The sequence below is a fragment of the Candidatus Erwinia haradaeae genome (assembly GCF_900699015.1).
GTDB classification, from domain to species: Bacteria; Pseudomonadota; Gammaproteobacteria; order Enterobacterales; family Enterobacteriaceae; genus Erwinia_E; species Erwinia_E haradaeae_E.
On sequence record NZ_LR217737.1, the window covers coordinates 815286 to 827831 of the forward strand.

The 12546-nt window shown below is 29.2% G+C and carries 6 protein-coding genes and 1 other RNA gene; 6 read left to right on the forward strand and 1 reads right to left on the reverse strand.

What is annotated here, in order from left to right; all coding sequences use genetic code 11:
• Positions 1–1306: 1306 nt before the first annotated feature.
• Positions 1307–2530 (reverse strand): beta-ketoacyl-ACP synthase I, encoded by a 1224-nt coding sequence (gene fabB, locus ERCIPICE3303_RS02400; protein WP_157991127.1) that lies wholly within the window; start codon positions 2528–2530, stop codon positions 1307–1309.
• Positions 2531–3580: 1050 nt separating this feature from the next.
• On the opposite strand from fabB, the gene rnpB reads away from it, so the two are divergent.
• The 6 genes from rnpB to ispG all read left to right on the forward strand — a co-directional run bounded on the left by rnpB (position 3581) and on the right by ispG (position 12489).
• An RNA gene (rnpB, locus tag ERCIPICE3303_RS02405) (RNase P RNA component class A) lies at positions 3581–3957 on the forward strand.
• A gap of 897 nt (positions 3958–4854) precedes the next feature.
• A complete protein-coding gene (gene fabV / locus ERCIPICE3303_RS02410; protein ID WP_157991128.1) occupies positions 4855–6054 on the forward strand; it encodes an enoyl-ACP reductase FabV in 1200 nt (399 codons plus the stop codon).
• A gap of 714 nt (positions 6055–6768) precedes the next feature.
• Positions 6769–7200 carry a nucleoside-diphosphate kinase gene (gene ndk / locus ERCIPICE3303_RS02415; protein WP_157991129.1) on the forward strand — a complete coding sequence of 144 codons (432 nt, stop codon included), beginning with the start codon at positions 6769–6771 and terminating at the stop codon, positions 7198–7200.
• Between the two features lie 1130 nt (positions 7201–8330).
• A complete protein-coding gene (gene rlmN / locus ERCIPICE3303_RS02420; RefSeq protein ID WP_157991130.1) occupies positions 8331–9500 on the forward strand; it encodes a dual-specificity RNA methyltransferase RlmN in 1170 nt (389 codons plus the stop codon).
• 942 nt (positions 9501–10442) lie between these two features.
• Positions 10443–10922, forward strand: coding sequence for a cytoskeleton protein RodZ (gene rodZ / locus ERCIPICE3303_RS02425; RefSeq protein WP_157991131.1), 480 nt, complete (start codon positions 10443–10445; stop codon positions 10920–10922).
• A gap of 466 nt (positions 10923–11388) precedes the next feature.
• Positions 11389–12489 carry a flavodoxin-dependent (E)-4-hydroxy-3-methylbut-2-enyl-diphosphate synthase gene (ispG, locus tag ERCIPICE3303_RS02430; protein ID WP_157991132.1) on the forward strand — a complete coding sequence of 367 codons (1101 nt, stop codon included), beginning with the start codon at positions 11389–11391 and terminating at the stop codon, positions 12487–12489.
• The last annotated feature ends 57 nt before the right edge of the window (positions 12490–12546 follow it).

The following is a 12546-nucleotide window of genomic DNA, read 5'->3' on the forward strand; positions in this document are numbered from 1 at the left end:
TATATTGATATTGATCTTCTTATACTCTAAATGTCCAACACTTTCATGAATTTGATTTTAATAAAAACTAAAATAACAAGCTGGTATTTATGTTAGGTGATTTAATATCTGCACTATTGAAATAACTAATACCTTGAACAAAATGATACATCCTATTATTTAAAAATAAAATCTAACTTATAGCTCTCTAGTTTATCACAATAGATAATATACAGATCTATCCAGTATAATTAGAAATTTTACTATGACCTACATGTTTTTACAATCTATAAGATCTATGATCTATATAGACCAAACGTATTCACATCCTAATAATCTTAATTAAGATATCCAGTTTACTAAATAACATCAAAATACATGGATTTACAACCGATCAAGGTTGGGAATTCAATAACACCTTGTTAATTAATAAGGTAGTTCAAAAAATATTAAGACTACTATTTTTTTATAAAATAGTAAAATATATCTAAACGATCTATAATTACTAGAAATTGATAATAATCCTTTCACTTAATCAGTTAAAAGAAGAATTAAATTTTACACTCTATACTATTAATAGAGATCAAAATCAAAATCATCACTGGACATCACTTTAATTTATCAATAATCATATAACCTCAACATTCGAATACTCCTTTTCAAAATAAAATAATAAAACATATCAAGTATATATAAATAAGATTATATTATTATAATCAATAATTATAATAATCTATAAGAAAGAAATAAAACAAACAGATAAAAATATCGAGGAATAAACTATAAACATAAATATAAAAACTAATAATCACTAAATATTGAATCTATCTAATCATAAAAAATTATGTAAATAAAAATATAATATTAGTATATTTTACTATAAAAAACTTAGACGATTAACTTTTTCATCTAACTTAATGAATGTCCATTTAAACAATAATACATATAAAAATTAAATATTATAAAAATACAGTAATCGACATTCCTTCTATAATAAATACATGCTGAGTCTATTCAATAATTAAAACATCTATACTACAAATCTGAATTATTATATAATTTATAACACTTTAAAATAAACGAATTATTATCTTATAATTAACCATATACTAGTATATATATTTTCTATTTTTTTTAAAAACACTTAGCATATATATGCATCCAAAAAATTCGCATTTTTCTCTATTCACATCTTAACATTCAAGTCTAATTTGTTATAGTAAACAAAATATTTAAAATACTAGAATGCACCTCTCTTAATCTCAAAACCTAACAAATATAAAAGTGCATAGTAAAAAATACTAAACTACTATTAATAGTACACAACTTACAACCGTTTACTCATCACTAATGTAGCATTCGTACCACCAAACCCAAAACTATTAGACATAACAGTATTAAGCTCTCTTTTAGAAGGAACAGTTACAATATCCATCCCATCCGCAGCAGGATCTAATCTATCAATATTAATACTAGGTGCAACAAAACCATGTTCTAACATCAAAATCGAATAAATTACCTCCTGTACACCTGCTGCACCAAGCGCATGACCAGTCATAGCCTTTGTAGCTGATATTGCCGGATATTGTTCTCGAAAAACAGTCCGAATTGCACATAATTCTTTTAGATCACCTATTAGCGTTGACGTGCCATGAGTATTCAGATAATCAATTGGCATATCTATCCCTTGCATAGCCATACGCATACAACGAGTAGCCCCCTCTCCTGAAGGGGCTACCATATCCACTCCATCAGAAGTCGCACCATAACCAACAATTTCAGCATAGATATGGGCTCCTCTTCCTATTGCATGACCCAATTCTTCCACTACTATTATACCTCCACCACCAGCAATCACAAATCCATCACGACTAAGATCATAGGTGCGCGAAGCTTTCTCTGGAAAGTCATTATATTTAGTTGATAATGCACCCATCGCATCAAATTCACAAGACATTTCCCAACATAACTCTTCTCCACCACCAGCAAATACAACATCCTGTTTACCTAACTGAATCTGCTCTACAGCATTACCGATACAATGCGCTGATGTTGCACAAGCAGAACTAATAGAATAATTGACACCATAAATTTTAAAAGGGGTAGCCAAGCATGCTGAAACACCAGATGCCATTGCCTTAGTAACCATATAAGGACCCACACCTCGTAAACCCTTCGCTCGCATTCCATCAACACTAGCTACCTGATGAAATGGGGAGCCACCACCTGATCCAGCTACTAATCCGACGCGGGGATTATTCTGATATTGTTTATCAGTGAGACCAGAGTCTTTTATAGCTTCTTGCATGGAAAGAAACGCATAGATAGATGCATCGCTCATAAAACGCAATATTTTACGCTCAATACGCGCTGAGATATCATTTTTAGATAGCTTAATATTTCCCCAGACATGGCTACGCATACCAGAATCTTTCAGTTCCTGAGAAAAGGTAATCCCACTACGTCCAGTACGTAAGGATGCTAGCACTTCTTCTTGGTTATTGCCAATACTAGAAATAATTCCCAAGCCAGTAACCACAGCACGTTTCATTAAATACCTCTTTCAGTTCTTCTATTAAAATTCAAGTCCACTTTACCCTACAGATCTATAATCAAATAAGTCTGATTAGAATATTTCTAATTTAAATTTAAATAAATTTCATTCGCTTGATTATTCGTAAAATAAATTCAAAAATAATAATATATATCTATAAGGTAAAGTCATTTACTGAAATAACACAGTTATTCTAAGTAAAATAACTCATACCGATCATTTAATTAGTCCTGTAATATACGATATATCTAAGAATAGGAATAGATAATGGTTGATAACTTAAGATCATAGTGAACAAAATAAAATCACTACAAAAACAACTTATAGATAAGGTTAATCTAGAAGAAGCTCAATATAACACAAATCATAACCAGGAATCTTGTTTCTAATTCTAAATATTTTTTTCTCTTCTAATTTAAACTGGGTTGCCATTAATAAATCATATGTATCTATTCAATTATTTCTGTTATCAAAACCATAAAAATCTGAACATCAGTATAAGAACTTTTAAACTTAGTAAACCTGTTAAGCCACTTTTTATCTATCAAGGAACAATAATATATCACATACTTATCCTGCATGTATTTTTCATAGAAAACAATTAAATTATTTAAAACTGAATCGTAAAATCACTGCAAAACTGTAGTCACTTAAAATTAAAGTAAAATACGCATGTTATGTATTTAGACTATTCCTCAACTGATGAAAAGCTAGCACCATACAATTAATTATATAACCTATATTTATTTTAAAATATATATATATTTAAATACTTTAGATAGATCTACAATAAAAATATAATATTACGATATCTAGTATGATATGAAAAATCAAAGTCCATCACGAACTTATTAGTAAAAACAAATCTACTCACATCTAACACATTAAATAATACTAATTTATCTTAAATAACCATCTTTCTTAAAATAAAATCATAAAAGCATTAATCCATAAATCTATATATCTTGATATAAATCTAATTTGATAGATTCAAATTAATATAACAATATTAATGACAATTCATTATAAAACCTATATACTTCTTTTGAAGCTGACTAGACAGTCGCCGTCTTATTATAATCCAACTTATAAGAATAAGAGGGAGGAAAGTCCGGGCTCCATAGGGTAGGGTGCCAGGTAACACCTGGGTAGCGTAAGCTAACGACTAGTGCAACAGAAAGCATACCGCCGACAATCGTTATAACATTAGGATTATAGGCAAGGGTGAAAAGGTGTGGTAAGAGCACACCGCGCGACTGGCAACAGATTGCGGCATGGTAAACTCCACTCGGAGCAAAGCCAAATAGGAGTTCACTAATACGACCCGTACAGAACTCGGGTAGGCTGCTTGAGCTAGTAAGCGATTGCTAGTCTAGATAAATGACTGTCCTCGACAGAACCCGGCTTATAAGTCAGCTTCACAAATCAATGACATTACTATTAAAAAATAGTACATTTAAATCATCTTATTCCTTACTCCAAATCACTTTTATTTTTATAAACTACCTTTAATATCTAAAAAATAAACAAAAAATAATCTTCTGCTTCTATAAAAAATGTAAAAATATATATAACAAAATATGGTTTATTAATTTATAAAGTCAACAAATATATTGAATTTAATTTTTATATTTTAAATTCAATATCCTTCTTCAGTATAGAAAAGAAATCAGTACCTTAACTTTCTCTCTTCAATCAATAATAAAATTATTCAATATATCACTATATCTTACTGCATTCAGAAGTATTTACTTAATTGTTTGAAGCAAGACCAATCTTATAGGATATATCGTTATGAAGTATCAGAGAATCACCACTTGTTTTCTCTACAAAAACTTAGAAAAATCTCAAAAACATTTCTTTCAAATCTCGTAGTTCTCTGCTTTAATGCATTTATAATAAAAATTAATGCTAATATATTTATATAAATCTTATAATGGCTGTATCCAAATCTGATAACTAAGCCCAAACTGTTATAAATCACATAGATACAATATTTATTAATGTTTTATAAAAAACTCATACATTATATTAAGATTCAATCTTAAATATGGTGATCATACTACAAATACTTAAATTAATTAGAAATTATAATACAAATATGTAACGATATACACAATATAAGAAATTTATATTATTTAATTAACTCACTTTTTCAATACAATCCTTCTAATTATAGATTATATCAAAAAAATTTTATATGAAACTAGTAATTCAAAGCAAATTACGAACATCTTTAAATGCATATTTAAGTCATGATAACTCTTCTTAAAAGAAGAAATACAAAAAGACTATTTTTAAGTAATCTTATTGAGGTAAACATGATTATTCAACCACGAACTCGAGGCTTTATTTGTGTTACTTCTCATCCAGTAGGTTGTAAATATAATGTAGAAAAGCAAATACAGTATGTTAAGAACCAAGGAACGATTTTATCTGGACCTAAAAAAGTACTAATCATTGGCGCTTCATCAGGTTATGGATTGGCGATCCGTATTGCTTCTGCTTTTGGCTATGGTGCCAGTACGTTAGGTGTATTTTTTGAACGTTCAGGAGAAAAAAATAAATCAGCAAGTGCTGGTTGGTACAACTCTGCTGCATTCACAGAGCTAGCAATATCATCCGGTTTATATGCAAAGAATATTAACGGCGATGCCTATTCCGATTCCCTGAAAAAGAAAACTATTGAAGTCATTAAAAGAGATCTAGGAAAAGTTGACCTTGTCATATACAGTCTCGCTTCTTCACATTGCAACCACCCAAAAACTGGACAAACATGTCGTGCTGTATTGAAACCCATAGGTAAATCTATAATAACACGAACGTTAAATACTAAAACAGAAAAAATTTTCAATATCTTATTAGAATCTGCATCACAAGAAGAGATTAATAACACAGTAACTGTTATGGGAGGACAAAACTGGCAAAGATGGATTGATGTCTTGCTTGAAGCTAATGTGCTATCAAAAGAGGCAAAAACTACAGCCTTTAGTTATCTTGGCGAAAAGATTACACACGATATTTACTGGAATGGATCAATCGGTGCAGCAAAAAAAGATCTAGAAAAACGAGCGCTTAATATACGGAATATTCTTAGGACTAATCATGACGGTGATGCTCGTGTTGCAGTTCTAAAGGCTGTAGTCACTCAAGCAAGCTCCGCTATTCCCATGATGCCATTATATTTATCACTTTTATTTAAAGTCATGAAAGAAAAAGGTACACATGAAGACTGTATTGAACAAGCATACTGTCTTTTGAAAGATAACCTATACAATTCCTCGCCCCTCTTAGATGAGGCGGGTCGATTTCGAACAGACTATAAAGAATTAAATCCTGATGTTCAAAACACTATTTCTAAACGATGGAAAGCTATCACTAATGAGAATCTTCATGAATTAACTGATCTTGTTGGATACCAAAATTCTTTTATACGCCTATTTGGATTTGGGTTACCTGATATTAACTATGCGGACGACGTAGACGCAGGTATAACAATTAAAAATCTGATTGACATTTAATTAATTCTAAATAAAATAAAAAATAATTCTTTTGATCTATTAAAAATAAGATTTTTAATAAAATTTTCTCAATCTATTGACATTTTAAAAAATAAAAAAATCACTATTTTCATATCAACAATCTTATTGTATCTAAAATTTGTATCAATATATTACTAATTATCTTTTTAAATAGATAAAATTATTAGAAATCCAGATTAAATATACTCCATAAGATATATATAAAAAATTATGCAAAAAATATCCAAAAATATTTATCAAACACATTACAGACAGCATTCAATACAAACAATTAAATAATTAAATAAATGATTTTTATACATTTTATTATTCTGTGTTTTATAAAAATGATTTTTTTACTCATCACTATGATCATCTAAACATTTTATAGAGTAAAAGGATACTTTATTAAAAGTAATAATTAAAGAAACAAGATCAGATTCTTCTTAAATAGAAGACCGCTGCTTATTAAATCGATAAAACTAACGCTACTTTAAAAAAATAAAGTAACCAAATACCCTCCATTCATGTGATTATTAGAATATAATTAATACTATTAATGAAAAAATTTCATATATCCCTATCTAATCTAACAATAGATACATGCTATAAGAATATAATAAATATGATATAGTGATTATATCAAATACTTTAAGTTAAAACATTATTCCTATAATTTTCTTCAATTTATTATACAACAACTAAAGGGTTGATATGACTATTGAGCAAACCTTATCTATTATAAAACCAAACGCTATAAAAAAAAATATTATTGGTGCTATTTTTAATAGATTTGAATCTGCAGGATTCAGTATTATTGCTAATAAAATGCAACTTTTATCCGAAAAACAAGCTACAGACTTCTATAAAGAACATATTGAAAAATTATTTTTTAGCAACTTAATTACATTTATGACTTCTGGACCCGTTATTCTCTCTATATTAGAAGGACATCACGCCATACAACGACATCGCGATTTAATGGGAGACACAAACCCATCTAAGGCTCTTACAGGAACTATTCGATCTGATTATTCGAATAGCTTAACTGAAAACACCACACATGGCTCTGATTCAGCTACATCTGCAAAACGTGAAATTGCTTTCTTCTTCAAGAAAGAAGAAATCTATCCTCGATATAGATAATTAAGTGCCTAAATTCAAAAATAATATTTATTATTAGATTAATCTTCATATACAATTCTAATTTGACTAAAAATATAAGATTAATCTATTTCCAATATGGATATCAACATTATAACTCTCAATATCCATATATAGAAGCCAATGATCATACTATAATAATAAAATTATTATCATAATTATCATATCGTTTATTATACATTAAAGATTAAACATCAAAGTTTATAAAAAATAACGTATATCACATTCTCTACTAGAATGATTTTTAAATACTGATCGTAATGATAATCTCACTAAATCTTTAATACAATAATCTCTATCTATGCATATAGCTATTTATATATTGGAACATTAAATGAAACTATATCCTATCTATGCTAATATTTTAGTTCCTATATATAATATTAAAAATTAATTCTTTTCTCTACAAAAAACTTTCTTTAAAAGAAAGGAATTAGTAAATTATTTGTCAAAAGGTTATTGCATCTTGCATTTGACATATCTACTTTCATAACGCTACTCTACATTTTAGATATGTATTAATACCTAGACAAACATATAGCATCATATCTTCTAATGGTGAAATAGAATGTCATTCTGTATTAAGAATGCACTATAGCACTACAATCATAGTATACTTATAATGAATAATTCTAATCAAAAACTTCAATCTTATAGATTGATCACCACATTAAATCTAACAATATCTCATAGATCTAATTGAAATCAATTATTATTTTATGAGATTCTTATCAGAATCGCATTACGTGGAAAAACCATCTTACTAACAATTGTAATCTTAAAAGATATATTACTTTTTTAGCTTCTAAATAAAACAGTATCTGTTTCAAAAATGATCAATACTGTATAAATTTGAATAAAGAAATCAATTTCATCAAGTAATAAAAAGATTGTAAAATCTATCATAAATCCAAGCTAATCTATTCTATAACATATAGAACTCAAGTAGATAATTCTAATAGCATAAAGAAAACTTAAAAAACAAAATAACGTAAAAATTGAAAACAAAATCAGAAAATAAAATTATTTAACGCTATTATACTAAAAAGATATTTACATGTACACTTAATCCTCAATTCCTTTTAGTTAAAAAAACAACCAGAGAACACTTAATGTTAGAACTAAACATGACATCCCCTTCATCTTCAGATGAAGTGCTTATTTCTCAACCAGAAAAAATAAATCTACTAAATCTAAATCGTCAAAAAATACGAGAATTATTTTCTGATTTAAATGAAAAACCTTTTCATGCTGAACAAGTCATGAAATGGATCTATCATCACTTATGTAATAATTTTGATGACATGACTGACATCAATAAACCATTCCGTAATAAACTAAAATCTATTGCAAAAATTAGTGCGCCAAAAGTAAAAAAAACACAAAAATCTATAGACGGTACTATTAAATGGACTATGGAAATCGGTAAACAACAAATTGAAACTGTCTATATTCCGGAAAAAGATCGCTCAACACTCTGCGTATCTTCACAGATTGGTTGCACTTTAGCATGTAAATTCTGTTCAACAGCACAACAAGGGTTTAACCGTAACCTACAAACTGCTGAAATTATTGGACAGGTATGGCGTGCTGCAAAAATCCTTGAAAAATATTCCATTACTAATCGACGTCTAATTACTAACATAGTCATGATGGGAATGGGCGAACCATTACTTAACCTAAATAATATTGTTCCAGCTATTGAGATTATGTTAGACGATTTTGGTTTTGGTTTGTCTAAAAGACGCGTTACTTTATCTACGTCTGGTATTGTTCCAGCTCTTGATAAGCTCATAGAGAAACTTGACATTGCATTAGCCATCTCTTTACATGCTCCAAATAATATAATACGTAACACAATCATGCCTATTAATAAAGAATATAATATTGAAGACATACTGGCATCAGTTAAGCGTTATATTAGTGTATCTCGAGCAAATCAAGGGCGAGTAACTATTGAATACGTTATGCTTAATGAAATTAATGATAGCAAAAATAACGCACATCAACTAGCAGAGTTACTACGAGATACACCATGTAAAATTAACTTGATACCCTGGAACTCCTTTCCAGGTGCACCTTTTCATTGTAGTTCACATAGCCGCATTGATCGCTTTGCTAAAATATTAATAGACTACGGTTTTACTACAATTATTCGTAAAACTCGTGGTCATGATATTAATGCAGCCTGCGGACAATTATCTGGACATGTAATTAACCGAAATAAACATATTATGTACAACAAAAAAATAAATGAAAAAATTAATATAAAAACAATATGAGATAATGTTTCTAAGATCGTCTTTTATTCAATCTAACTATGTATACACTGCAATCTGCATCTAGCCTTTTATAAAATAAGGTATGATCTAATATAAATCATATAAAACTATCTATAACATCATCTTATGATAAATCTTACATTATCTAGTATCATTTTTATTTATAAAAATAAATCAATCTTCCAGAACAAATCTTAGTATTAATATAATTTATGTGCAATCTCTAATCTTGTTCTTCAACATAAGAAAAGTATCACAATACAAATCAATCTACCGAACTATAATTGTCTATTTCTAACTTAATTATGATTAGACTTTCTTTAAAATTGTATACCAGATACGAAATAACCACATTTTAATCAAAAAAAAGATTTTTCGATGCAGATTGTAAATAAATAAATATACAATATACAGTACACTATAGTTAAAGTATAAAGATCTCTAAAAAAAACCATACTTAACCACTATAATTAAGTATAATAAATGAACACATCACATAAATAAAAATCTATTGAAAATAAGGAAAACTCAATCTAATACACTCAATTATAATAATAACAATCTATTCCCTCTGCATTAGTCTGATATGATATAGTATCATGATAACATGATATAAATTACAAAATTAAAATACTAGATGGCTCTTCAATGACAAAAATATAAATTTATATATCTCTAATAAACAATCTATACATAAAATGAGAAATTTTTACGTTACAATTTAATCCAGAGTAACAAACAGAATAGAAAATAGGACCAGTAGTAAGCAAATACTTAAACTTATACTTCCTGTGAGATTTTTATCAAAAACGTCCTATTTCTTTCAAAATATTTGGACAGATTATTTTCCTTCCTTTGGAAGGCATATTGTATTTTGGTATATAATTTTACAAGAAATTTAAAAAACTTTCACTATCGATACAGCAGCGATATCTTTTTCTCATGACTATTGAAGCTATTCCAGATAAATACCATATAACTTTAACAGGAGAGCGCCTACGGAATGCCCGTGAAAATATGGGCTTAACACAGCAACATATTGCTGAGCGTCTCTGCCTAAGAGTATCTATTATTCGAGATATCGAAGATAATACCGTATCTTCTTCACTCGCATCAACTTTCCTTCGAGGCTACATCCGATCTTATGCCCGTCTAGTTGAAATTCCAGAAGAAGAACTTATTACTCTTATGGAACAACAAACACCAGTGAATGATGCAAAAATAGAAAATATGAAAAGCTACTCTCTAGGACAAAAGAAAACAAAACGAGATAAATTATTAATACTTGTTACTTGGCTGATTCTGATTTTTATAATGACTCTAACTATTATCTGGTGGTGGAAAAACTACACAACTACCCAGGACCATCTTATCTCTATTAAAAATTCACATACAGTTTTCACAGGAGAGAATTATTCATGATTTTTATGAGTTAATACCTACATCATTTTAGACTGCAATAATGGAGCGACATAAGATTGATTAATCTAAATGGATTTCAGAAAAATTTACTATAAATCATAGTAAATTCAGAGAAGCATTCACCCAATCTTGTGTTTAATCTATAAAAATAACTCACTCTAATAAGTCAATTAAAAAATTACTATCTATTCTATTCCTGCAGTCTACATAAACATCAATTCTAATCCATAGTATTACTATTCAAGATAGTATTAAATAGTACTATATGGTATATAATTCTAAACAATAGCTGAGCTCACTAAACAAATACACTATTATTGCTATATGCTTTTTGAGTTTTTGCTATCAATAAAAGATAAAGGTTAACTACAATTTAATTGTTAAGATTACACTAACTTATTCGTCTATTTTTCTTTTCACTCTACTTCTAGTTCTAAACTCATCCTTCGTACTAATGGAGAAAAATATGAATAATGTAGCATCTCTTCCCCGCCGTAAATCAATGCGTATTTATGTTGGGAATGTTCCTGTAGGGGATAATATGCCTATTTCTGTGCAGTCTATGACGAATACTCCTACAACTAATATTGAAGCATCAATTGCCCAAATTAAATCCCTAGAAAAAGCCGGTGCTGATATTGTTCGGATATCTATACCGACTATGGATGCCGCAGAGTCATTTCGTCTTATAAAAAAACAAGTTACTGCTCCTTTAGTCGCAGATATTCATTTTGACTACCGTATTGCTCTAAAAGTTGCTCAATATGGAGTAGACTGCCTACGAATCAATCCAGGAAATATTGGTAATAAACATCGCATTCGTAAAGTTGTAGAATGTGCACGCTACTATAACATCCCTATTAGAATTGGAATTAATAGCGGATCACTAGAACAAGATTTACAAAAAAAATACAGTAGTTCTACCGCACAAGCTTTAGTTGAATCAGCTCTACGTAATATTAATTATTTTGATGATCTCAACTTTGATATGTTTAAAGTTAGTGTTAAATCGTCTGACATCTTGACTGCCATAGAGGCATATCGTCTTTTATCTACACAAATTAAGCAACCCCTTCATCTAGGACTGACTGAGGCTGGTGGAGCACGAGCTGGAGCAGTCAAATCAGCAATCGCAATAGGCTCCCTCCTCTTGGAGGGCATTGGTGATACACTACGAATATCTTTAGCAACTAATCCAATTGAAGAAGTGAAAGTTGGTTTTGATATTTTAAAATCACTACACATTCGTTCACGTGGTATTAATTTTATTGCCTGCCCAACCTGCTCACGTCAAGAATTTGATGTGATCAGCATAGTAAACGATCTAGAAAAAAGACTAGAAGACATCATTACGCCAATGGATATTGCAATTATAGGCTGTATGGTTAATGGTCCGGGAGAGGCGAAACAAGCAACCATCGCTCTAGTAGGTAACAGGAAAAGTAGCAGTTTATATGAAGACGGGATTCAATTAGATGAACGAATGAATAATCAAACTCTAATTGATAAATTAGAAGCGCGTATCCGTGCTAAAGCACTAAACCTAAAAAATAGAAATCATATTTAATATTTTTAATATTTAAGAAATAAAATAATACTTATCTAGTCAACTTATCACAAATGA